At 65.0% G+C, this 22884-nt stretch carries 26 protein-coding genes and 2 pseudogenes; 17 read left to right on the forward strand and 11 right to left on the reverse strand.

Going from position 1 to position 22884, the window contains the following annotated elements:
- The first annotated feature begins 23 nt into the window (after window positions 1-23).
- Both NLF94_RS00750 and NLF94_RS00755 read left to right on the forward strand, forming a co-directional pair.
- Window positions 24-857: a beta-keto acid cleavage family enzyme gene (locus NLF94_RS00750; protein ID WP_254839547.1), complete on the forward strand. Its 834-nt coding sequence runs from the start codon at window positions 24-26 to the stop codon at window positions 855-857.
- 43 nt (window positions 858-900) lie between these two features.
- A complete protein-coding gene (locus tag NLF94_RS00755) occupies window positions 901-1131 on the forward strand; it encodes a hypothetical protein (protein ID WP_254839548.1) in 231 nt (76 codons plus the stop codon).
- A gap of 71 nt (window positions 1132-1202) precedes the next feature.
- Here NLF94_RS00755 and NLF94_RS00760 read toward each other — a convergent pair whose 3' ends face one another.
- On the reverse strand, window positions 1203-2306 hold the full coding sequence (locus tag NLF94_RS00760) for a GNAT family N-acetyltransferase (RefSeq protein ID WP_254839549.1): 1104 nt from the start codon (window positions 2304-2306) through the stop codon (window positions 1203-1205).
- Between the two features lie 260 nt (window positions 2307-2566).
- On the opposite strand from NLF94_RS00760, the gene NLF94_RS00765 reads away from it, so the two are divergent.
- The 4 genes from NLF94_RS00765 to NLF94_RS00780 all read left to right on the forward strand — a co-directional run bounded on the left by NLF94_RS00765 (window position 2567) and on the right by NLF94_RS00780 (window position 4203).
- Window positions 2567-2863 carry a PqqD family peptide modification chaperone gene (locus NLF94_RS00765; protein ID WP_254839550.1) on the forward strand — a complete coding sequence of 99 codons (297 nt, stop codon included), beginning with the start codon at window positions 2567-2569 and terminating at the stop codon, window positions 2861-2863.
- Window positions 2844-3281 carry a lasso peptide biosynthesis B2 protein gene (locus tag NLF94_RS00770; RefSeq protein WP_254839551.1) on the forward strand — a complete coding sequence of 146 codons (438 nt, stop codon included), beginning with the start codon at window positions 2844-2846 and terminating at the stop codon, window positions 3279-3281. Before NLF94_RS00765 ends, NLF94_RS00770 begins: the two co-directional genes overlap by 20 nt.
- A gap of 503 nt (window positions 3282-3784) precedes the next feature.
- The gene (locus NLF94_RS00775) at window positions 3785-3898 is read left to right on the forward strand and encodes a lasso RiPP family leader peptide-containing protein (RefSeq protein WP_254839552.1); all 114 of its coding nucleotides are present in this window, start codon (window positions 3785-3787) and stop codon (window positions 3896-3898) included.
- A gap of 194 nt (window positions 3899-4092) precedes the next feature.
- Window positions 4093-4203 (forward strand): lasso RiPP family leader peptide-containing protein, encoded by a 111-nt coding sequence (locus tag NLF94_RS00780; RefSeq protein ID WP_254839553.1) that lies wholly within the window; start codon window positions 4093-4095, stop codon window positions 4201-4203.
- A 131-nt stretch (window positions 4204-4334) separates the two neighbouring features.
- On the opposite strand, the gene NLF94_RS00785 is transcribed toward NLF94_RS00780, so the two are convergent.
- The 3 genes and pseudogenes from NLF94_RS00785 to NLF94_RS00795 all read right to left on the reverse strand — a co-directional run bounded on the left by NLF94_RS00785 (window position 4335) and on the right by NLF94_RS00795 (window position 8146).
- Entirely contained in the window at window positions 4335-5384 is a 1050-nt protein-coding gene (locus NLF94_RS00785; RefSeq protein WP_254839554.1) for an asparagine synthetase B family protein, read from the reverse strand.
- 262 nt (window positions 5385-5646) lie between these two features.
- Window positions 5647-6222: pseudogene (locus NLF94_RS00790) on the reverse strand (asparagine synthetase B family protein); the annotation flags it as partial.
- A 127-nt stretch (window positions 6223-6349) separates the two neighbouring features.
- Window positions 6350-8146, reverse strand: coding sequence for an ABC transporter ATP-binding protein (locus NLF94_RS00795; RefSeq protein WP_254839555.1), 1797 nt, complete (start codon window positions 8144-8146; stop codon window positions 6350-6352).
- A gap of 341 nt (window positions 8147-8487) precedes the next feature.
- Here NLF94_RS00795 and NLF94_RS00800 point away from each other — a divergent pair, with 341 nt between their 5' ends.
- The 3 genes from NLF94_RS00800 to NLF94_RS00810 all read left to right on the forward strand — a co-directional run bounded on the left by NLF94_RS00800 (window position 8488) and on the right by NLF94_RS00810 (window position 11550).
- Window positions 8488-9396 (forward strand): phosphoenolpyruvate carboxykinase (ATP), encoded by a 909-nt coding sequence (locus tag NLF94_RS00800; RefSeq protein ID WP_254839556.1) that lies wholly within the window; start codon window positions 8488-8490, stop codon window positions 9394-9396.
- Complete coding sequence (locus NLF94_RS00805) at window positions 9380-10600, forward strand: nucleotidyltransferase domain-containing protein (protein ID WP_254839557.1); 1221 nt, start codon at window positions 9380-9382, stop codon at window positions 10598-10600. The genes NLF94_RS00800 and NLF94_RS00805 overlap by 17 nt, the downstream gene beginning before the upstream one ends.
- Before the next feature lie 131 nt (window positions 10601-10731).
- Window positions 10732-11550 carry an aldo/keto reductase gene (locus NLF94_RS00810; protein ID WP_254839558.1) on the forward strand — a complete coding sequence of 273 codons (819 nt, stop codon included), beginning with the start codon at window positions 10732-10734 and terminating at the stop codon, window positions 11548-11550.
- A gap of 7 nt (window positions 11551-11557) precedes the next feature.
- On the opposite strand, the gene NLF94_RS00815 is transcribed toward NLF94_RS00810, so the two are convergent.
- The 4 genes from NLF94_RS00815 to NLF94_RS00830 are packed head-to-tail and all read right to left on the reverse strand — an operon-like array spanning window position 11558 to window position 12853.
- On the reverse strand, window positions 11558-11956 hold the full coding sequence (locus tag NLF94_RS00815) for a PIN domain-containing protein (protein WP_254839559.1): 399 nt from the start codon (window positions 11954-11956) through the stop codon (window positions 11558-11560).
- Entirely contained in the window at window positions 11953-12162 is a 210-nt protein-coding gene (locus NLF94_RS00820) for an antitoxin VapB family protein (RefSeq protein ID WP_254839560.1), read from the reverse strand. Before NLF94_RS00820 ends, NLF94_RS00815 begins: the two co-directional genes overlap by 4 nt.
- 57 nt (window positions 12163-12219) lie before the next feature.
- A complete protein-coding gene (locus NLF94_RS00825) occupies window positions 12220-12540 on the reverse strand; it encodes a CPCC family cysteine-rich protein (RefSeq protein WP_254839561.1) in 321 nt (106 codons plus the stop codon).
- Between the two features lie 25 nt (window positions 12541-12565).
- The gene (locus NLF94_RS00830) at window positions 12566-12853 is read right to left on the reverse strand and encodes a DUF6360 family protein (protein ID WP_254839562.1); all 288 of its coding nucleotides are present in this window, start codon (window positions 12851-12853) and stop codon (window positions 12566-12568) included.
- Between the two features lie 338 nt (window positions 12854-13191).
- Here NLF94_RS00830 and NLF94_RS00835 point away from each other — a divergent pair, with 338 nt between their 5' ends.
- Window positions 13192-13356, forward strand: a complete 165-nt coding sequence (locus tag NLF94_RS00835; RefSeq protein WP_254839563.1) for a hypothetical protein — start codon at window positions 13192-13194, stop codon at window positions 13354-13356.
- 338 nt (window positions 13357-13694) lie between these two features.
- Here the strand turns inward: NLF94_RS00835 and NLF94_RS00840 are convergent, their stop codons facing one another.
- The gene (locus NLF94_RS00840) at window positions 13695-14573 is read right to left on the reverse strand and encodes a universal stress protein (protein ID WP_254839564.1); all 879 of its coding nucleotides are present in this window, start codon (window positions 14571-14573) and stop codon (window positions 13695-13697) included.
- A 298-nt stretch (window positions 14574-14871) separates the two neighbouring features.
- Between NLF94_RS00840 and NLF94_RS00845 the strand changes: the two genes are divergently transcribed.
- The 6 genes from NLF94_RS00845 to NLF94_RS00870 all read left to right on the forward strand — a co-directional run bounded on the left by NLF94_RS00845 (window position 14872) and on the right by NLF94_RS00870 (window position 20155).
- Window positions 14872-15660, forward strand: coding sequence for a hypothetical protein (locus tag NLF94_RS00845; protein WP_254839565.1), 789 nt, complete (start codon window positions 14872-14874; stop codon window positions 15658-15660).
- Window positions 15661-16275: 615 nt separating this feature from the next.
- A complete protein-coding gene (locus tag NLF94_RS00850) occupies window positions 16276-16704 on the forward strand; it encodes a CBS domain-containing protein (protein ID WP_256558742.1) in 429 nt (142 codons plus the stop codon).
- Window positions 16705-16989: 285 nt separating this feature from the next.
- Complete coding sequence (locus tag NLF94_RS00855) at window positions 16990-17742, forward strand: proteasome assembly chaperone family protein (protein WP_254839567.1); 753 nt, start codon at window positions 16990-16992, stop codon at window positions 17740-17742.
- 268 nt (window positions 17743-18010) lie between these two features.
- Entirely contained in the window at window positions 18011-18352 is a 342-nt protein-coding gene (locus NLF94_RS00860) for a universal stress protein (protein ID WP_254839568.1), read from the forward strand.
- A gap of 29 nt (window positions 18353-18381) precedes the next feature.
- On the forward strand, window positions 18382-19332 hold the full coding sequence (locus NLF94_RS00865) for a PfkB family carbohydrate kinase (RefSeq protein WP_254839569.1): 951 nt from the start codon (window positions 18382-18384) through the stop codon (window positions 19330-19332).
- Window positions 19333-19477: 145 nt separating this feature from the next.
- Window positions 19478-20155: a methyltransferase domain-containing protein gene (locus NLF94_RS00870; protein ID WP_254839570.1), complete on the forward strand. Its 678-nt coding sequence runs from the start codon at window positions 19478-19480 to the stop codon at window positions 20153-20155.
- Between the two features lie 55 nt (window positions 20156-20210).
- Here NLF94_RS00870 and NLF94_RS00875 read toward each other — a convergent pair whose 3' ends face one another.
- Window positions 20211-20981, reverse strand: coding sequence for a universal stress protein (locus tag NLF94_RS00875; protein ID WP_254839571.1), 771 nt, complete (start codon window positions 20979-20981; stop codon window positions 20211-20213).
- A 5-nt stretch (window positions 20982-20986) separates the two neighbouring features.
- Window positions 20987-21631 (reverse strand): hypothetical protein, encoded by a 645-nt coding sequence (locus NLF94_RS00880; RefSeq protein WP_254839572.1) that lies wholly within the window; start codon window positions 21629-21631, stop codon window positions 20987-20989.
- A 583-nt stretch (window positions 21632-22214) separates the two neighbouring features.
- Here NLF94_RS00880 and NLF94_RS00885 point away from each other — a divergent pair.
- A pseudogene (locus NLF94_RS00885) lies at window positions 22215-22688 on the forward strand (phosphoribosyltransferase); the annotation flags it as partial.
- Between the last annotated feature and the right edge of the window lie 196 nt (window positions 22689-22884).

Consider the following 22884-nt stretch of genomic DNA (forward strand, 5'->3'; position numbering starts at 1 on the left):
AGCCGTGACTGTCGGCCCACCACATGGGGTACGGAGACTACCTCGACGGCGAGAAACTCATCGTCACAGTCGCCACGACGGGCGGCGTCCACGGCAAGGACGCGAACCCGAACCTGCCGGAACAGCCCGAGGAGATCGCGGCCGACGTCCGTGCCTGCGAGGAGCTCGGGGCCGCCATCGTTCACGTCCACGGCCGGGACGAACACGGCGAGAACGATGCCTCGAGGCTGCAGCAGGTCGACGACGCGATCCGCGACCGCTGTGACGACATCATCATCCAGAACACGACGGGCGGGCAGGGACCCCTCGAGGAACGGATCGAGGGGATCCGGACGGACCCGCCGCCGGAGATGGCGTCGCTCGACCTGGGGCCGTTCAAGCGGGACCGACACATCATCACGGAACACACCCGTCGGAGCATCGACGCGCTCGCACTCGAGATGCGCGACCGGGGAATCAAGCCCGAACTCGAGGTGTTCAACGGCGGGCAGCTGAACGAGGTCTTCCGGCTGATCGACGAGGGGCTGCTCGACCCGCCGTACTACGTCAACCTGATCTTCGGGGGGCGCGCGTTCACGATTCCGCGGCCGAGGAACGTGATCAACATGGTCGAGAACCTCCCGGCCGAATCGGCGTTCAACGTCCTCGCCACCGGGCCCCACCAGGTCCCGCTGACGACGCTCGGAATCCTGCTCGGCGGGCACGTTCGGGTCGGCCTGGAGGACAACCTCTACTACGACGACGGCCGGCTCGCGGCGAGCAACGCCGAACTGGTGGAGCGAACTGTCGAGATCGCCGACCGGCTCGGACGCGAGATCGCCACCCCCCAGGAGGCACGAACGATCCTCGGGATCTGACAGACGGACCCTAACGAAGTGTTCCGGGGACCGAACGCCGCGTATGGCGTGTCCCTACCTCCGCTATCGGGCCAGCGACGAGGAGCACGAGTTCGACCACGAGCGGCCCTACTGCGCCGCCATGGGGCGTTTCGTCTCCCCGATGCGTGCCGACGTCTGCAACGACCGACACGACTTCTCCCACGAGACCCACTGTGACGTCTACCGGCGGGCCGAAGAGCGGACGGCCGAGGCAGCCGACGCGGCCGATGCGGTGGGCGAGTCGGTCGACTGAGCGTCGCTATCGCGTGCCGCCGCCCGACTCCCGGTTCCGCGACGGGGAGCGATGGCCGTCACGGCCGAAGCTCAGTGGGCGACCGACCACAGTTCCCGCGCGGCCGCCTCGACCGGCTGTCCGCCCACGGTCGCCTCGTCGCCGAGCGGGCGGAGACCGAGCGTCAGTCGGCGGTCCTCGTCGACCAGGACCGACAGCGGAAGCCGAGTCGACGGGAGGAACCCCCGCTCTTCGAGGACGCCAACGGGAACGACCGGCTCCCACGCCCGCAGCAGGTCGGTCCCCTCGTACTCGTCGAGGAGGTGATCGAGGGCACACGCGATGGCGGTCTCCCAGTCCTCGCCGCCGGTCCTGGGCACCACGTCGACGACCGATGCGACGGACAGGTTCCCGCCGCCTTCGACGGCGACGATGCCAGCCAGCGGTTCGCCGTCGCGCCGGGCGAGGAACGTCGTGTTGGGCTGCCACTCGGTGCTCCCGAACCGCCAGCGGTAGAACGCCTCGTCGCGGACGACGTGTGGAGTCTCGGGGCGTCGCCGCCGGTACAGCGAGGCCATGGTCTCGGCCGGCACGGTCCCGTGTCGGGTCACGGTGACGTCCGCCGGCGACGCCGACGTCCGGTCCCGGACCGCGAGGTGCGCCCGGGAGAAAAGCGAGGCGACCGGCGAGAGCACCCTCGTGACGGTGTCGCGCGTGCTCTTCGCCACGAGCGGGCCGGGGTTCTGCACCCGGGAGTACGTCTCCCGCTGTCCCAGCGACGACCACCCCATCTTCCGGTAGCCCGGGAACGACCTGTGATTCGAGTGACTGAACACGAACGCCGGTTCGGCGGTCTCGTAGTGGTCGAGCGCCAGCTCCGTCATCGCGGTGAAGAGCCCGCGACGCCTGTGGTCGGGATGTATCAGTGTGTCCCGCGTCAGCAGGGCCACCTCGGTCGCCTCGCCGGCCCGTATCCGGAAGGCGGTGAAGGGTCGCACCCCGACGATCCCGTCGTCGCTCTCGACCACGAAGAGCGGCACATGATCGACGTAGGGGTTCTCGACGTACGTCCGCCGGAACCACGCCTCATCGATGCCCCCGAACTGGTGGGTCGAGAGGAGGTCGACGACCCCCGCGGCGTCGCCCGCTTCGTAGGGCCGAACCAGGTATGTGACGCCCTCGCGCGTCGTCTCCACGCTCGACCCGTCCGGGCCGGACACGGGTTTCGTCGCCATGCCCTGTGGTACGGCGACGGAGCAGTTCGTTACCTGCCTGCTAGGGCCGGCAGGGACGCACGCCGAACGGCCGCGGGCGCGAAGGCTCCCGGTCGCCGCTGGCCCGCCTCGCCGTACCCACCGCGCAGGACGGTCGGTTTCGGCCCGCTGTCACGATTATACGCGTGCTTCCCCGCGTTACCGCACCTATATTCATACGTCGGTCGCTGGAACTCGAAGCCATGACAGCCATCGAGGCGAGCACGACCGTCGTCGCCAGGGACAACCACGTCTCTACCACCGTCGAGGGGGAGACGATACTCCTGAACAAGGAGGCGGGAACCTACCAGGGTCTCTCCGGCGTGGGGCCCCGCGTCTGGGAGCTGATCCAGGAGCCGACGACGGTGGGCACGCTCGTCGAGACCGTCTCCGCGGAGTACGACGTGGAGTCCCGCCGCTGTGAACGCGACGTCCGCGAGTTCCTCCGGCAGCTGGCCGCCGAACAGCTCGTCGAGATAGATGCTCCCTCCGCTCCGTAAGTTCGCGTCGCTGTCCCGCGAGGAGCGGCTCCTGCTGTGTACCTCGGCGGTGCTGCTCTGCGCCTGTCGGGCGCTGCTGGCGGTGGTGGGACTCGACCGGGCGCGGCGGGTCGTCGCCCTGCTCGTGGCGATCTCGCCGCCGTTCGGGGGAGTCGAGGACCCCGAGCACGTCGCCTGGGCAGTGGCGTGTGCGAACGCCTACCTGCCGGGCAGCGGGACCTGTCTGTCCCAGGCCGTCGTCGGCGCCGCGCTCCTGGCCGCCCACGGCTACCCCGCGACCGTCCGACTCGGCGTCGCGAAACCCGGGGCGGCGGTGGAAGCCCACGCCTGGGTAGAGCGGGAGGGGACCGTCGTCGTCGGGGAGCTGTCGGACCTCGACCGGTACCGACGGCTCTCCAGCTGGACGGTCGACCCGTAACCAAACGGGACGGTCAGTAGTCGAGTAATAACCGCTCGTCAGTACGTTCATAACAACACGAACGTCCCTCGAACGGATCGATGGGTGTCACACCCGATGGAAGACTACGACCCGCCGACGGTCGAGACGTACGGCAGCGTCGAGGAACTGACGCAGGACAACTACGACGAGTACGACGTCAAAAAGGGCCCGGAATTCTGATACCGGTCGTCGCCCGCGAACCGCCCGCAGAACGACGCGGTTCCCGAACCGCGTTTCGGGCCCGGGATGCTCTCACGGTATGTCGTAACGATCCCGAAACCCGCCCTCCAGTCCCCCTGACAGCGGCACCCGTCCCAGGCGTCGTCGGGGAGCTGGCGGACCTCGATCGGTACCGACGGCGCTCGAGTCGGACGGTCGACCCGTAGCTGAACAGGACGGTCAGTAGTCGAGTAATAACCGCTCGTCAGTACGTTCATAACAACACGACCGTTCCTCGAACGGACCGGTGGGTGTCACACCCGATGAAAGACTACGACCCGCCGACGGTCGAGACGTACGGTAGCGTCGAGGAACTGACGCGGCTCGGCTACGACGACGGGTACGGCGACAACGGCGGGGGCGGCGGGGCCGTCTAGCGATCGTCGCCTCCGAACTGCCCACTGAACGACGCGGTCCTCGCACCGCGTTTCTCGACCGAGCGGAGATCGACGGAACACCGGAACGGTCGTGCGATGCCTCACGTCCCCTCCGGCTCCGAGTGAGGACCGTTCGTCAGGACATCCATAACAACACGACCGTCTCACGAAGGAGTCGACGGGTGTCACACCCGATGAAAGACTACGACCCGCCGACGGTCGAGACGTACGGCAGCGTCGAGGAACTGACGCAGCAAGGCTACGACGACGGATACGGCGACAACGGTGGCGGCGGGGCCGATTAGCAGCCGTCACCTGCGAACTGCCCGCTGAACGACGCGGTCCTCGCACCGCGTTTCTCGCCGGGGTATCCACGCGACGTGGGAACGGTCGTGAGAGGCCTCACGTTCCGGCCGATCGTCCCGAAAGGCACGCCTCACGGAGTGGCGCTACCCGACCGCTCCGGAGCGACCACCGTCTGATACCAGGCCACGAAGGCGAGTGTCCCCCACAGCATGTAGCCGTGGTGTGCCTGTTTTCGACGGTGTTCGGCCCACCGTTCGAGCACCTTGTCGGCGTCGAGGAAGGGCGTCTCCTCGAGGTTCGACTCGGTGAGCCACCGGGCGACGGCATCGTTCTCCGACCGGAACCACTCGTGGACGGGGAGACCCATCCCGTACTTCTCCCGCGAGCGAATCCGCTCGGGGACCACGTCGGCCGTCGCTCGCTTCAGTACTGCTTTCCGGGTGCCGTTCAGTTTGTATTCGGTCGGCAGCCGGTGAGCGAACTCGACCACTCGCCGGTCGAGGTAGGGAACGCGGGCCTCCAGCGACGCCGCCATGCTCGTGTGGTCGGTCTTGTGTAGCACGTAATCGGGAAGCATGTACGCGAGGTCGTAGGTCATCATCCGGTGTGCGGTGTCGTCGTACACGGCTCGTTCCATCGCGGTATCGACGGCGTCGTTGCGTTCGGATTTCCCGTCTTCCGTCCCCGTTTCCAGAAACTCGTCGGTCTTCGGGCGGCGGTTGAACCCGCAGTTGAGCCGCCGGAGGGCCGTCGTGTCGTCTTTCAGCGCGGCGAGGTAGGAGAGGTGCTGGCCCGGGACGACGCCCGCAGCGTGGTCGGCGAGGTCGTGGACGACCCCGGGGAGGCGCGAGACACGGCGTCGACGGGCGGGAACGACCTCGTAGCGCGAGTAGCCGCCGAACAGTTCGTCCGCTCCGCCGCCCGACAGGGCGACTCGCACACCTTGCTGGCGCGCGAGTCTCGAGAGCGCGTACATCGGGAGAAACTGGCGGTGTCTGGGGGGCTCGCTCAGGTGCGAGACCAGACGCTCGAGGTGTTCCAACGAGGACAGCTCGACGTCCACCTCGTAGTGGTCGGTCCCGAAGTGGTCCGCCGCGAACCGGGCTTCGTCGCTCTCGTCGAACGGCTCGCCCGGAAACCGCACTGCGAACGTCTTCAGATCGGACTCGTGCTCGGCCATGAGTCCGACGGTGGCCGTCGAGTCGAGCCCGCCCGAGAGGAACCCCCCCCACGGGAACGTCGGACATCAGCCGTCGCTCGGTCGAGTCCGACAGCAGCCGACGCAGTTTACGGACCGCGCCGTCCATACTGCTGGCACTCGGGACGCCACCCGACGGGAGCGACCAGTAGCGGCGAGGAGTGACGTGTTCCGAGGCAGGCCCGGTCGTATCCTCCGGCGTGACGACGGCGACACTCCCCGGCGGGAGTTTCCGAACGTCCGCGAGCAACGTCTGCGGCGACGGCGTGTACTCGAGCCGGAAGTAATTGTACACCGCGGCGGGGTCGAGACGGGCGTCGATTCCGGCCGCCAGGAGCGCCGGTATCTCGCTCCCCCAGACGACGCCGTCGTCCGTTTCGGCGTAGTACAGCGGTTTGATGCCGATTCGATCGCGGGCGAGCACCAGCGTCCCGGTGGTCCCGTCCCACAGCGAGAAGGCGAACATGCCGTCGAGGTGGTCGACCAGCCTCTCGCCCACCTCCTCCCAGAGGTGGACGATGACCTCGACGTCACAGTTCGACTCGAACCGGTGTCCCGCCGTTCCGAGCCGCTCGCGCAGGGCGTCGTGGTTGTATATCTCGCCGTTGCAGACGGCGACGACCGACCCGTCCTCGTTTCGGATGGGCTGGCCCCCACCCGCTACGTCGACGATCGCGAGGCGACGGGAGCCCATCAGTATCTCGGCGTCTTCGTCGACGAACCGACCCTCGTCGTCCGGCCCCCGGTGGTGGAGCCGCTCCAGCATCTCCGAGAGCGTTTTCTCGTCCGTTCGACCGAGGAGACCGGCAATCCCACACATCGTTACGAGGGAGGACGGCGCTCCCTGGCCGCTCTGACCACATTCCGGACCGTGTGCATGGGTGAAGATCACGGGAATATGATAAGGTAATAGCCTCACTTACCCGGGCGGCGAGTCGTCGGTCCGACTAATCCCCGCCGGCCTGCATCCCGTAGAGCGACGCGTACTGGCCGTCCGCCGCCAGCAGTTCGCCGTGGGTCCCCGTCTCGGTGATCGTCCCGTTCTCGACGGTGTAGATCCGGTCGGCGTCGGTGACCGTCGAGAGCCGGTGGGCGATGACCAGCAGGGCGCAGTCCCGGTCCATCGCCTCGATGGCGTCGTGGACCTCCCGTTCCAGCGTCGAGTCGAGGTCGCTGGTCGCCTCGTCCAGGACCAGCAGGTCCGCGTCCTTCAGCAGCGCCCTGGCGATGGCGACGCGCTGGCGCTGCCCGCCCGAGAGACGGACCCCGTCGTCGCCGAGTTCGGTGTCGTACCCGTTCGGCAACTCGTCGACGAACTCGGTGACGCAGGCGCGTTCACACGCCCACTCGATATCGGATCGAGTGGGGTTCTCTCCCCCGATGGCCACGTTCTCCGCGAGCGTCGTGTTGAATACGTGGGGCTGCTGTCGGACGATCGAAACGCGGTCTCGCCACGCCCCGAGGTCGACCTCGTCGATCGGGACGCCGTTGGCGGTGATGCGACCGCTGTCGGGCTCGTACAGTCGACAGAGGAGCGAGGCGATCGTCGACTTACCGGTCCCCGACGGACCGACGAACGCGACGAACTCACCGGTGTCGAACTCCAGCGAGACCTCCGAGAGAACCCGTTCCGTCGAATCGTACGAGAACGAGACGTCGTCGAACGCGACGTGCTCGACGGGCGTCGGGAGGGGGTGGGACCCCGCTCTGGGCTCGCGCTCGGCTTCGATCTCGTCGATGAACTCCTGGACGCGGACGAGGTGCGGAAGGCCCTGCTCGAGCCCGTAGACCGTGCTGTTGATGCTGTTCACCATCGGCGTGAGTCGGAACATCGCAAAGAGGAAGACGCTCATGGCGGCCAAAGAGAGGTTCGCGACGACGACAGCCACGTAGATCAACAGAAACATCGAAACGGACGCCGCGAGCTTGTACCCGTTCGAGATGGCTGCCCGGTTCCGGTCGACTCTGGTCTTCGCCGACGTGAACTGTCCGGAGGCATCCCGGAACCGCGACATGATCTGTTGTTCGAGACCGAACGCTTTCACCGCGCCGATCCCCTGGGTACCCTCCTGTGCCGAGCGCTGGATGCGCTCGTTTGCCCGGGCGATCCGGTCCCCGACCGAGTATCCGGACTCGACGAAACGACGGGACAGGACGACGAGCGCGACGAAAAGCGAGAGTGCACCGATCGTGAGAAGCGGCGCGACGTAGAACGCGACGCCGAGATAAACGATGGCGAGCAGCGACCGTTTTATCAGCTCGACGATACTGTTTATCGTTCGCCCGGCGTACTTCGCTTCCGTGATGATGGTGTTCAGTATCTCGTCGGACCCCTCCTCGTCGAAGTACCCGATCCGGGCGTCCAGGGCCCCTTCGAGTGCAGTGACCCGGAGGGCGGTGATGTACTGCGCCTGGAGCCCGGCCCGGAGCCAGGAGACGAGATAGCTGAGCGTATATCGGACCGTCATTACCCCCATGACTCCGGCGACGAGGAACCCGATCGTGAACGGAATACCGAACGCGGCGTAGACGCGTTCGAACGCTCCGAGGAATCCGTCGGCTTCCCCGACGCTACCGCCGGACCCGACGGTCTCGACGATCGGAACGAGAAACCCCAGACCGACGCCCTCCAGGGCGGCCACCACGACACTCAGCAAAACGATCGCCGACGCGTGTACCGGCCGATACATCGCCACCCGGTGGAGGGCCCCGAGTTTCCGACGGAGCGTGTACGTATCCGACATCGATCGGGTGTCCGGTGACCTTCCCCGAACAAAATTATACACCGTTTACCGGACGGAAACGTCCCGTCCAACGGGTCGTGTGGTTCCACGAGGGAACTCTACTACCGCCCGAGCGCGGTCCGTACCGACGGTTCCTTCGGGCTTCGGACACCCCTGGTGAACCTCACCGCCCCGGTGTCGCCCCGCCACGACGACCCGTCGGATAACGAGCCTATACTAATGAACGGATGTGGGGTAGTCGGCGGTATGTGCCGGGACGCGGGCGATCCGACCACCGACTCGAGAGGGACCGACGACAGCCCGAAACGGAGCCGGGTGACCCGACGCGTGGAGGTGTGACCGTGTCGGTCGACTCTCGTCACCGTCTGAGCGCGTTCGGACTGACGGTCGATTCGGCGTTCGACATACCCGAACTCCCCGAATCGGAGAGCCCCGGCGGGGCGGACGTCGTCGTCACGCGGCGGGCAGTCGACCGGCCGGCGGACGCCGAGGACGACCGGTCCGCCTATCGAAACGGTCCCGACGAACAGTTGCTGCTGTACGAGGCGGCGACGATCTCGATACGCGACGGCCGGGAGATCGCCGTCGACCCCGATCCGGCGGTGCCGGAGGAGGTCATCCGGCACGTCATCATCGGACCCGCGTTCAACTATCTCCTCCACCAGCGTGGCTACTTCGTGTTGCACGCCAGCACCGTCGAGATCGGGGACGCGGCCGTCGCGTTCGTGGGGGAGTCGGGGATGGGCAAGACGACGACCGCTACGGCGTTTCTGTGCGCCGGCCACCGGGTTCTGAGCGACGACGTCGCCGCCATCGAACTCGGTGCCGAGGGACCGCGCGTTCGGAGCGGCTACCCGTCGATCAAACTGGACCCGACGGTCGTCGACCGCCTCGACGTGCCGGTCGAGGAGCCGCGTCGAACCAGCCGGGCCCGGGATCGTCATTTCCACGGTCTCAGACATCAACAACCCGAATCACCGGTTCCGCTGGAGCGAATCTATCTCCTCGCGGACGGTCCTGCTCCGGCGGTGCTCCCGATCGAGCCGCAGGAACGGATCTTCGAGCTGGTTCGCAACACCTACACGATCCCGCTCATCGAGGCGTCCGCGAAGGCCGAATCGAACTTCTCCCGGTGTACTGCGCTCGCGGGGTCGGTCCAGGTCCGTCGGTTACGCCGAAAGCGGGACTTAGAGAAACTCCCGGAACTCGTCGAACTGGTTGAGGAGGACGTCGATGCGGACACGGAGTAGCGGCGAACGACCGCGGAACCGGTCGGTCGAGGGGCGGGCGCCGGAGATCGAACTCCTCCTGCGGTGCTCGCTGCCGCCCTCGACGGGGGCGGAGCCGAGCCGGATTCGACCGCTGCTCGGGGCGGAACTCTCCTGGGACCGGGTGATCGAGGTCGGCGGCCGTCACGGCGTGCTCCCGCTCCTGTACCGCCACGTCGAGACGACGCCCGGACACGGCGTCCCCGACGACGTGGTCGAGCGACTCCGCGAGCGGGCCGACTCGACCGCCGTTCGGAACCTCCAGTACGCAGACGAGTTACACGGCATCTTCGAGGCGTTCGGCGAGGAGTCGATCCGTGCGATGCCGTTCAAGGGGCCGGTGCTCGCGGAAGTCGCCTACGGCGACCTCTCGTTGCGGGAGTTCGGCGACCTCGACGTGGTCGTCCACAGGCGGGACGTCCCGGCCGCCGTCGACGCGCTCGAGGCTCGCGGCTACGAGTGGGTCAGGGACGCGCCGCGCCTCGACGATTCGCCGCTGCTCGGCGGCCCGTTCACGATGCCGCTGCTCTGTGAGTACCAGCTGGAGCGGGCGGGCCGGACCGTCGAGGTTCGCTGGCGGGTCGGCGAGTCCGAGCGGCCGTTCGGACTCGGGTTCGAGGCGATGTGGGACCGACGCGACACCGCGTCCGTCGCCGGCGTCGAACTGCCGGTGCTCGACCCCGACGACAGGCTCCTGATGCTCGCGTATCACGGCACGAAACACCGGTGGCACCTGCTGAAGTGGATCGGTGACTTCGCGGCGACGCTCGAGCGAACCGACACCGAGTGGGACGGACTGTTCCGCCGGGCAAGCGTCCACGGCGTCGAGCGGAAGTTGCTGGTCGGGATCTCCCTGGTGACCTCGCTTTTCGACCTCTCGGTCCCCGAGCGGATCGAGCGACGAGTCCGGCAGGACGGACGGGCCGGCGCGCTCGCAGCCGCGGTCGCGGCCGAGATCGAGTCGGGCCCCCCGGAACGCCCGAGTTCGAGCGCGCGGCTGGCGTACAACGTCAGGGCGGCCGACTCGCCGACGGACGCGCTCGGGATGGTGCTCCGGCGTCGGCACCTGCACCCGACCATGTACGAGTACGAGCGCCTTCCGCTCCCCGGCGTGTGCCATCCGCTCTACTATCCCGTCGTCCCGGTCCGTCTGGCTGCCCAAAAGCTGGTGAACGCGATCCGGTGACGGTCCGCCGTCTCGCGGCCCCGTCTCGGTCGGGTGGATCGAGGCCGTGACGGTCCGCCGACTCAAGGCGGTCCGGCGTGGAACCGCCGCCCGACCTCTACCCTTTTCCACCCTGCGCCCGAAGCCGGCCCATGGACACCTTCGACATCGGCGGCGAGCTGACAGTCGGCCGACTCGGCTTCGGCGCAATGCGTATCACCGGCGAGAAGATCATCGGCGAACCCGAGGACCCCGAGATCGCCCGCGACGTACTTCGGCGGGCCGCCGAGTTGGTCGACCTGATCGACACGGCCGATTCGTACGGTCCCGGCGTCTCCGAGCGGCTCATCGGCGAGACGCTCGCCCCCTACGAGGACGTCGCCGTCGCCACCAAGGGCGGCCTGCTGCGGAACCGCGACGGCGACTGGCTGCCCTGTGGCGACCCCGACTACCTCCGGAACGCGGTGCTGTGTAGCCTCGACCGCCTCCGGGTCGACACCATCGACCTCTACCAGTTCCACCGGCCCGACCCCGACGTCGACTTCGAGGACAGCGTGACGGCACTGGCCGAGTTGAAGGACGACGGCGTCATCGAGCACCTGGGACTCTCGAACGTGAGCGTCGACCAGCTGGAGACCGCCCGCGACCACGTCGAGATAGCGACCGTCCAGAACCGCTACAACGTCGGCTACCGGGATGAAGAGGCGGTGCTGGAGGCCTGCGAGTCCTACGACATCGGGTTCATTCCGTGGTACCCGCTGGCGGCCGGCGACCTCGACGATGTCGCCGGCATCGAGGACGTCGCCGACGCCCACGACGCCACGCCACAGCAGATCGCGCTGGCGTGGCTCCTGGAGCGTTCCGACGTGATGCTTCCGATTCCGGGGACGGGAAGCGTCCAACACCTCGAGGAGAACGTCGCCGCGGCCGACATCGAGTTGACGCCCGAGGAGTTCGAGCGGCTGTCGTAGCGACGACTCAGACGCCCACGACGGTCAGGTCGACGACCTCGCGGAGCCCGGCGACGTCGAAGTCCGAATCGGAGACGGCGAGCGACTCGCCCAGTCCTCTCGCCGTGCCGGCGACGAACGCGTCGCGGGCGGCCAGCGGCGTCCCGCGCCGTCGCAACTCGTCCTGTAGCTCCGCTGCGCCCCTGGCGAAGCGTGCGGACCCGTCGACGACGGTGAGCCACTCCAAGGCACCGTCGACGGCGTTCAGGTCGGTTCCAGCCGAGCGATACACCTCGCCCTGATAGACCTCGAACAGGACCAGCAGCGGCGCGACGGCGCGCTCGCCGGCGTTTCGAGTGACACATTCGACGGCCTCGTCGACGCCGTCGAGATAGTCGATGAGGACGCTGCTGTCGTACAGCGTCATCGACCGAGGTCCCGTTTCATCTCGTTTCGCGCCTCCCGCGCCGCCGATGCTGCCTCGCTGTCCGCCCACAGTCCCGCGCCCTCCCGGACCGTCTCGCGACGCTCCGCGACGAGCCGCGACAGCAGGTCGTCGAACGTCTCCCCGTCACCTTTCAACGCCGCGAGCGCGGCGTGGGTGTCCTCCGAGACCCGGATGCTCTTGCTCACACGCGTGTATACGAGTTCGTATACAAATATTCTGGGTCGACGCCCCCCGTTCGCCGCTCACTCGTAGGGGTAGTTCGGGTCCCGTTCGTCTCCGTCGTCCGGATCGCGGGTCTCGGCGGCGACGCCGGGCAGACAGGCACCGTACTCGGCGACGTTCTCTCGGGCCGCCGACAGCGAGACGTGGTTGTAGTCGCTCTGCGTCTCCGGGTGGTAGAACCCCACCAGGTCGTCCAGCCAGCCACATATTTCGCAGACCTCGTAGGAGCCGGGCTGACTCGGCGACAGCGTCCGGTAGCCACAGCAGGGACAGAACCCCAGTTCCCGGGAGACGGGGTTGCCGTCCCGGTCGTTCCGGCGCGGCCCGCCGCGGTCGGCCATACTCCCGCTAGGTGGGCCGGGCCTATCAGTCCTCCTCCGCGGCGGCCTCGACCGTCTCGGCATGCTTCTCGAGGTCCGCCGCGAGTTCCCGGGCCTCCCCGGGAGAGAGCCGCACCGTCTCGGCGTGGGCCGGCAGGTGCTCCAGTTCGGTGTTGTCCAGTTCCAGTTGCAGCGAGACGTGGTCGGGGTTCTCGCGTGGACTGGTCACGTTCAGGACCGCGAAGGCCTCCTCGGTGAAACCGTGACCCTCCGCCTCGGCGTCCAGCAGGTCCAGCGTCGTGTACGCGTTGACCTTCATGATGCGGTCGGCCATGTCCGTCGGAGGAGGGCGGCGGAGGTAAGCGTGGCGCTCACCGCAGCCGTCGCGCCGCGTAGCCGGCGAGATACAGGGGGACCCGCCGGCGAGGGGCGCGACCGCGGTGGGGGTACCGTTCCTGGCGACCGGATCGGTCGACTCACGTTTTCGGCCGTGTATCCATACGCATCCGGAATCGGGTCACCGTTCGCAAACGCTGGACTCCTCAATTGTAGCGCTGTCATCAGTCCACGGTAGAGACGACTTCGAGGAAAGAGGAAAAACGACGGCCGTTCTCACCGTTTAGGAACGGTAGTCAGGTCTAACCGGTCAACGCGAATAGAGACGACCGTATCATGAGCGAATCCGACGATGTCGATACTGCTGTGCAGCAAGTACGTGACGCCTTCGACGAGGCGGTGAACGAGGCCGAGCAACTGAGTGATCAAGCACGCGAAAGCGTCGAGGACGCGATTGACGACCTCGAACAGCGGATCGAATCCCTCCGTGGCGAGGAGTAGTCGGTCTCGCGTGGGGTGAGGCGATTCCCTGCGGTTCGCCGACCGATTGCGAAAAATGTTAGTAATACTTCATTAGTTCGGAAATGGAGCGCATCGCTCGGGAGACCTCGTCTCGTCGAACACGACGAAGAGCAAAGCGGACAGCGAATACGTGTTCCGCCGTCAGGAGTGCGACGAATCTCCAGCAGACGTGTCGTCGATGCTCGACGCGCAGTCGGTACACAGCCCGGTATCTTCGTCGTAGTGGGCACTACACACGAGCGCTCCGCACCGCCGACACTGGTACTCGGCAGGTGCCGATTCACAGATCTGGCAGAGGGTTCCCACGCTCATGCAGATCAATCGGTCGTTAGCACCGGTACGTCGGATCGCCTGACGACGCGAGCAGTCGTACTCCCGAGAAGCCGGTCCGTGTCCACAGTCCGACCGCGAGTTCCCATCGCAATCACGTCGGCGTCGACACCCGTCGCGTACTCACGAATCTCCTCGTGGGGGACACCACGGAGGATGTCAGTCGTCACTGGGAGGTTCCGGTCGCAAGCGTTGGCCGCGATCTCCTCGACTGCGTTCTGACCGCCTTGCTTGAGGAGACCGATGATACTCCGGGGAGCGTCCTCGAACCCGTAAATCGTCGTGTCGACGACGTAGACCACGTGGACATCAGCGCCGTACCGTTCGGCGATGCCCAGCGCGTGATCGGCCGCACGTTCGGCGGCATCGCTCCCGTCAGTAGGGATCAGGACGTGATCGTACATCCCGTATCCCGATTCGGGGACGACTTCGTCCTCGGCCAGACGGACGGCCATGACCGGTACGTCCGCGACTGCAATCACCCGCTCCGTTGTACTGCCGAGATGGGCTCGCTCGCCGCCGGTCCCGCCGTGGGTTCCCATCACCACCAGGTCGATCTCGTTCTCGTCGACGTACTCGAGTATCGCCCGATACGGGGTCCCCTCGTGGACGGTCCGGACAGCGTCGAGCCCGAGATCCGCCGCCCGCTCTTGGATCCGGTCCGTCGCCTCCCGTCCGCGCTTTTCGGATTGTTGTCGCAATTCTTCGCGCTCTGTCGAATCCGGCTCGACCGAGGTCACGCCGGGTGCGATGACGTGCAGGACGTGGATCGTCGCGTCGCCGGTTCGAGCGAGGTCGAAGGCACGGGCGGTCGCGTTTTCGGCTCCTGGACTGCCATCCGTCGGGACGAGGATATTGTCGTACATAGGGATGTCTCCATACGAGGTCAAGGGGTAAGTATAACATTGGTGTCCGGGGCCGAGCACCTGCAACTCCCAAGTGAGCAGGTGTCGACCATCGAGATTTCTCGAAGAATGAGAAGTGAGGAGCAGCTTTTGGATCATCGACCCTACTCCTTGGGGGAGGCTTCCGCACGGAGGGAGCCCATGACGAGAAACAATCCACACCGATTCTCGACCTCAGCTATCCGAGTTGACTGTTCGACCGAGCCTGCATTTCGACCATCAAACGCCACCCACGGAGACGTCTTTCTAGCGGTGTGGAATGGACGTTTCGGAGGCTCTTAACGCCATATCCTCCACAAATACGGATGGCGTCGCAGCTCTCCCGGCCTTTGCAGCACTGGACGTACGAGCGGTGATCGAACAGGAACGACGTGGTGCCAGCATCCAAGTAGATGAAAGCTATTTTTACGGACAGGAATTGGCGATAGACGCCGTTGGAACTGCGGCGATACCATCTGACCGTCGGGACATCGTGTCCCAATCCCGCCGATTCTACGATCAAATCCAGGTCGATTTCGATTCACTCACACGAAGAAACCTCATCTCGGTATCGACTAGATTCAGGCAGCTTCTCCAACGATTACCGGAGGTACGGTATCTCAAACAGAACTTCCTGGGAACGTGTTTCGTCGTCCCAGAATGGCTGAGAACCGGTGGAATGGTCAAATACGGTGCGCGCATCTATTTCTTCCGGAAGGACGCTGCTCCAGCGCCGACTGACATCATACATCGAAATATCGAAGCGGTCGTCGCTAACGACCGCGCTGATTTCGAACGGTACCAGGGTCATCAACACGGATATCCCGAGTGTTGCATCGAGTATTTCTCGACTCGCGAACGGACGGCGGAGACAGCCCCCGAGTTAGAAGCAGTGGAGCCGATCGAGAAATACATCGACGATGATGTGACTGCCGAGCGTCACGCTCGTTCGGCTTCGATTGGAGATATCGCAGATGGAATCTTTGAAACGCCCCGAGCGTACGCGTTTTTGCGCGTGAGTTTTATCCCGAACCGGGCTGTGAACGGGCTCTCATACGGATCGTTGTAACGATTTACCGGTGATCGCCCGTGCGGGGTCGGCGGTCACCGGTAAAAGACTACAACAATCCGTATCAATCGGGGTCGTTCTATCTACGAGACCCTTTCCGATGCGTACCCGGAGCCACTCGTCAAGGACTATTTCCGACTCAACGTCGGGTGGAGTTATCTAATGGCGAAAGCCACCGATTCCGGGCAACCCGGCTCGAAACGACCTGTTCCCGGGTCACTCGGCAGAGAACACCTCCGATTCTACTTGCCCCTGGTGGTGACCGTGGCAACTCCACGGTATCAAAGCGGCTAGTCGCGGGTAACGCCGAGATGGGACACGGCCACACGCCCTCCACATCGACCGAGGTGCGTATCCTCTCCATCGACCGAGCGTTGTCGGTCCTTCTCTCCCGGTGATATAGTACGGCTCGGCTCTTCGTAGCGTTCGTAGTCCAGTGCCATGACGATAATGGCGTGACATCTCGGGAGTGAACGACTGCGCTTGTGCATCCAGTCGTCACCGGCGCGGGTGTCCGCGACCACTCCAACGCACTTCGCATACGAATCGGGATTCTCACCAGCTGGTAGTTGCGGGTCGGCTATTTGTGAACGACCACAAATATTCGTGTGGGTCATGCCAGTCAAGAATCTCGCAGTCGACGTTATCACGGCCAACACGGACACGTCAGTCACAGCCCTCGCCCAGACGATGCTGGACGAGGAAATCGGCGATCTGGTAATCGCCAAGGACGACAAGCCGGTCGGCATCGTCACCGACCGGGACATCGCCCTCGCGGTGGCTCGACATGACGACCTGTCCGAACTGACTGCCGAAGACCTCATGGCGCCGGATCCGGTGACAATTCACGAGGACGCCACGGCAGTCGAGCTCCCCGTCACGATGGTCGAAGGTCGGGTTCGGCGGATCCCGGTCGTCGACGATGAGGGGACGCTCGTCGGAATCGTCACGCTCGACGATGTCGTCGCGACGACAGGCGAAATGCTGGACGACGTCGCAACGGTGATCGAGAGTCAATCCCGAGAGTTCGAGCCGGACGAGTAACCTGCTCGTCCGCTGTAGCCGATTTTCGGCCTCCCCGATCCTCGGTGTCGTCCGTTCCGATCCGGACCCACCCGGAGGATCGGTAATCGGAGTATAATGTAATATCTCCCGGACAGTGTCACCGAGAAAGTCGTCCGACTCTCGGATGCGCCGGTGTTGACGGTTCGTATGCTGGCCGAATCCACCGACGAGTCTTCGTGCGCAGGCGGGGATTAGGTCTCACGGATCAAGAACTAGAGATGCTGATTAGGCCGTCCTCTTCGATAGGAGACCCGGTGTCGAATAATGACTCCTGATTCGTCGACGAGTTTCGAGAAGAATACAGACCTGGGGACCAAACCGCGGACCCTCATCGAGGGACTCCCCGGACTGGGATTAGTCGCGGCGATTGCCGTCGATCAAATCACGAAGCAACTCGAGTTGGACCAACACGGAACCATCGTATCCGACGATTTCCCATCGGTTACGGCATTCGACGAGGGTCGCGTTCGTGACGCAGTACGGGTCTACGCAGGGGGAGATCCAGCAGTAATGACTCTCCAGAGCGACATTCCAATCCCACCCAGTTCGGTCGATTCCCTGAGCCAGTGTATCCTGAGCGACCTGGCGGCGGAATTCGAACGGGCCATCTTCCTGGCGGGGGCTCCCGCGGAGTCCGAAGACGAGATCGGCGAGGTCGTCGGCGTTGCCACGACGGATGACCTGGAGGCTGCTCTCGCCGATGCAGGGATCACCTTGGCCGATGGCTCCGGCGTCGTCGGTGGCGTGACCGGTGCGCTGCTGGCCGATTGTTACCACGACGACGTTCCAGCGGCGGTGCTCATCGTGCGTTCGAATCCCTACATCCCCGATCCAGCGGCTGCACGGGCTGTGATCGAAGAGGCCCTCGAACCGCTCGTGGAGGTCGACATCGACACGCAGGAACTGCTTGAACAGGCCGAGGAGATCCAGAAACAGAAACAACAGATCGCAGAGCAACTCCAGCAGTATCAGCAGCAGCAGGACCAGGAACCGGCGATGCCGGGCATGTATCAGTAATTCAGGAATCCACGCGTGAATTCTCACTCGACAGGAATCACCGACGATCCCTATTTCGCCTCGCCCCAGGTGAAAAAACCGATAATGCCGCTGGTTACAGAGAGACTCCGCGCCCGGGTTGATTCGAAACTGGCCGGTCGAATCACCGTTCAGGGGGTGGAGATGTGACCGATCACGTTCTCGTCCCACTCGATGGCTCGCCGCTGTCACGAAGCGCGCTTCGCCATGCCCTCGAAGAGTTCCCGATGCGTCGATCACCGTCCTTCATGTGGTTGATCTCTTTGACCCCGACTACGGTGCCCATCTCGACTTCGAAACCACGTACGAACCGTTGATGGGGTCCGAAGAGTGGTACGACCGGGCTGAAGGCGTTTCGAAGCAACTCCTCGAAGAGGCTCGAGAACTCGCTGATGAGTACGACCGCGAGGTGTCAACTACCTCCGAGATCGGTGATCCAAAGCAAATCGTCGTGGATTACGCTGACGACGAGGAGATCGACCACGTCGTTCTCGGAGCGCACGGACGCACGGCGAAAGAACGACCGGTATTCGGGAGTATCGCGGAGACCGTATCACGGCGGGTGACGGTTCCCGTGACGCTCATCCGATGAGCAGAACCGTGCTCGGGTGAATTTGCAATATGGAAAACGTCGTCAGTCTCGGGAGCATCAACGTGGACAAAATACATCACGTGTCCGACGCCGAAGTCGCCGATCTCAGGGACCGATACAGCTGGTTTCCGGACCGCGGCCAGACTGTCCAGATACGTGACCTCCCGACGGATTTCGTAGCCGATCCGGATAGGATTCGTCATGGAGGGAAAGGTGCGAACCAGGCCGTGGCTGCGGCGAAGGCCGGCGCAGCGACGGAAATGCTCGGCAAGGTAGGTCCCGATGGCGGGGAATTCGGGGTCCGCAGTCGTCTCACGGAAGCCGGAGTCGGTGTCACTCGGATCGGAACCGCGTCAGACCCGACCGGAACGGCCCATGTGTTCGTCGGGCAGTCGGGCGACAACTGGCTCGTCGTCCGTCCAGGGGCCAATAGTGCTATCGATAGCGCCTACATCCGAGAGCAGTACGACACGATTCGCTCGGCGGAGTGTCTCCTCCTGCAAAACGAGATTCCGACCGAACCGGTCGTGGCGCTCCTTTCGGAGTTGGCTGCCGAGCGGGACCGACCGACCGTCGTCCTCGACCCCGCGCCTGCCGATGGAGCCGAAGAACTCCTCGGTTGCGATGCGGTCGACTACCTCACCCCGAACGAAACAGAGTATCGGGCGCTACAGTCCTCTCTCGGGGAGTTCGAGGGGGTCCTCGTTCGCAAACGGGGTGCCGACGATGTCATCGTCGAAGCGGAGCGGCGGTTCACCGTCACGCCACCGGCGGTCGAGGCGGTCGATACGACCGGTGCCGGCGACGTCCTGAACGGGTTCTTGGCGGCACAACTCGCAGCAGGAGCGTCGTTGCAGGAAGCTATCGAAATCGGAACGGTCGCCGGGGCACTCTCCACGCGAAAGGAGGGCGCCCGGAGCGGCATCCCGACGCTCGACGATGTTCGAACGTACCGAAATTCCGGGGATGTCCCCGGGTGAACAGGATGTCTGTCCGTACGTTGGCAGCGTCTGATAGACAGTCGCCGTCGAACGCCGTTCCCCACAGCAAGCACGTAGAGCGGGCGGTGTTTTTTGATCGCAGCCCGATAGTTCGTTCCGAACCCCGGCGGACGATCTCCAGCAAATGACCACGCTGCCCGAACCGGACGTGTCCAATCAAACGGTCGTAGAGACGTATCACCGGTTGGCGGCGCTGTACGACTGGTTCGTCACACCGTTGCAAGCGAGCACACGGCAGCGGGCCCTGGAGTTGCTCGCTATCGAACGTGGAGAACCCGTCGTTGAGGTCGGATGTGGTCCCGGGCATGCGTTAGTCGCGCTCGCCGAGCGAGTCGGTCCAGACGGGGACATCGTCGGACTCGATGCCGCAGCGAGTATGGTGAGCCGGGCCCGTCGGCGGGCAATTCGGGAGGGAGCAAATACGCGAATCGAGACCTGTCTCGGGGACGTTCGGTCGCTTCCGTTTCGAGGGGATGTCGCCGATGTCGCGTTTGTCGAGGACACGTTGGAGCTGTTTGCGGAAGACGAGATGACGACGGTTCTCGGGGAACTCGAGCGCTTCCTCCGGCCGGACGGTCGGCTCTGTGTCGTGACGATGGAACGGGCTGGCGCTGAAGACGACCTGTTCGTGCGAGCGTACGACTGGCTGTTCGAACGGGTCCCGGGCTACGAACGGTTCGGCTGTCGACCGATTTACGCCGCCCGAACCCTCACCGAAGCGGGATTCGAGATCGAGCGACGGGAGCGTCTCCGTCGGGCGCGGGTGTGGCCAGTCGAGATCCTGATCGCCCGACCGCCGTGACATCCCCCACGCCATTCCGGCGGTCTTCCCATACCGCACCGCGATACGTACTGGTTCACTCCTGTGTTTCCTCGCCAGCCTCGTCTTCCTCTTTCTCCTCTTCAGCCGAGAGCTTCCGGACGACAAGCACCGGCCGGTCGGTTCGTTTGACGAGCTGCCCTGGCACGTCGCCGATGATTTGCTTGATGAGCGACGGTTCGGATTCGCCGATGACCAGCACGTCGTGATTGGCCGCGGCGTCTACGATATCGTCGACGGGCGTGTCGGATTCGAGGTTTACCGTGTCGATTCGGTCGGCGCCGACACCGGCGTCGAGCAGTTCGTCGGCCGCCCCCCTGAGCATGACCTTCCCGGCCTCGTTGTCCTCGTCGGTTTCTGCGGCATGCAGGAGCGTGACCGTCGCCTCGCTATCCGTCAGCAGAACGCCGACGACAGAGAGAATAGCCGAGAGATTGACGTCGGCCCGGATCGGCACGAGAACGCGCTCGACCCGCTGGACGGCTCCGGGGACCAAGACGACGCCACAGTCGTACTCGTCGGCGAGCCGGTCGACCGTCGTCGACCGGTCCCGGGTGAAGACGACGACCGTTTCGACCGCCGTGTCGGTGTCCTGGAACTCGGCTGCGATGGCTTCGATGCGTTCGATTGCCTCGTCACCGTGGGCCTCCCGGAGCTGCTCGGGGGGCGTCTGGTCGGGGGCGGGATACCAGCCGCCAAGGACGACCCGGGCAGGCTCGAGGAGTTCGAGGAGTTGCGGGTCGGGTTGCTCGTCCGTCGAAACGTCGACGGGAACGAGCACCGACGGTTTGTTGGTGTTCTCGGGCATCGGAATCAGCGCTCCTTGCGGACCACGAGGACCGCTCGGCCGGTCCGCGCGTGAATACGGTCCGGTAGTTCGCCGAGCACGCGCTCGGGAAGTGACGGCTCTTCATCGCCCATGATGACGAAGTCGTGCTCGTCAGCCAGTTCGAGCAGGTCGGTCGTCTGGGTCTCGGCGGTCGGCTCGCGCCAGGTGATGCGGTCCCGGTCGAGCCCCCGTTCGGTCAACCAATCAGTCGCACCGCGGAGCAGGAGTTCCGAGATGGCGTTCCCTTTCTCGATGCTCTCGGAGTGAAACAGCGTCACGTCGGGGTCGGTCTCCTCCAGCAAGAGGCCGACCACCTCGAGGATCCTGAACATGTTCTGTTCGTCTTTGAGTGAAACGAGGACGCTGCTTAAGTCTTCGACGGCCCCCGGGACGAGCACCGCGTCGCAGTCGTGCTCGTTGGTCACTCGGTCGATCGAGGTGACGTGGTCCCGCGTGAAGACCAGCACCGACTCGACGTCGGCGCCCTGCTCCACGAATCGACGGACGATGGGTTCCATCGCGGCCTTCGCCTCGTCCTCGTAAACCGCCTGGAGCTGCTGGGGAGCGGCCTGATCGGGAACCGGGTAGTAACCGAGCACAACGATGTAGAGGGGTTCCAGAAGGTCCACGAGTGCCTGGGAAGGTTCCTCCGGGGCCGGCGCGTCGACGGGTATCAGCGGTTTCGAGGCGGAGCCTCCGGCCTCAAGAAGCGAGGACTTCCGACGCCAGTCGGAAGGACGACGCGAGTAGGCCGGGGAGGAAGCCGACACGCTGGGAAGCAGGTGCCGTTGTTGCTGCTGTTCGACTCGCCACCCGATACACTTTTTCGGGGGGCAACCATACCAGTGCCTAGTGATACCGCTGCGCACACGTCGCCGGTATCACGGGCCGCAGTAGCCCGGCCCCCGAATGGTGGGGATGTTGACCCCGACGGTCGTTCGGTACGGGTGAGGAACGACCTTCCTCCCCGGCGACAACTGACGGCGAGTCCCACATCAAAGCCCCTCCCTCAACGAGCGAGGTCGCAAGACCGAGCGAAGTAGGGCGGGGTCGGTTACCAGGGTGGGGTCGTTTAACATTGTCGATTGGTGATGTCCAGCGGGTGCGGTCGGCGCGTGCGCGGCCAGCCAGACACGGCTGTTCGCCGTTTCCCGACGCAGGGCGTCCGGCCGTCAGCCATCCTCTGGCACCTCCTCGGCGCGTTTCGCCGGGGCGTCGAAGGTCGGGGCACCAGGCAACCCGGAGTTGGCAATCGGTGCCGTCGCCAGTGACGGCAGCGTCTGGCGCAACGAAGAGGCCTTCCGCGGGAGGGGCGCCAACGAGGAGTACTTCGAACAGGAGCGCGAGCGGGAAGCCGAGAACGCGCGACAGAAGGCCGACCGCTACCGAGGCGAGGCGGCCGCCCCCGACCTGACGGCAAAGACCGTTGCGGTCGTCGACGACGGCGTGGCCACGGGCTCGACCGTCAGAGCGTGCCTCCAGATGCTCCGGAAAACCGACGCAGAGCGCATCGTGCTGGCGGTTCCGGTCGGCCCGCCCGACACCGTTCACGAGTTACAGGAGCTGGCGGACGAGGTGGTCTGTCTCGAGACGCCGAGCAGCTTCATCGGAGTCGGTCAGTTCTACGAGCGCTTCGACCAGGTCTCCGATGAAGAGGCGATGGCGTATCTCGAACCATCGTCCTGACTCTCGGACTCCTCGCCCTCCGGTCGGGAAGCACGCTGGACGTGCTCAGTGTATTTTCATCTCGGTCACCGTCCCCCGAACGAGCCCCGGCTCCTGACGGACGTGCCGTCCCCTCGTCCAGATCCGCCGTCCTCTCCTCGTGGTCGTCGATTGTAGGAAGCGACACGGCCGCACCTTCACTTACATATGCTGTTTG

Origin of the sequence: Natronomonas marina, from assembly GCF_024298905.1 — an archaeon.
GTDB lineage: Archaea > Halobacteriota > Halobacteria > Halobacteriales > Haloarculaceae > Natronomonas > Natronomonas marina.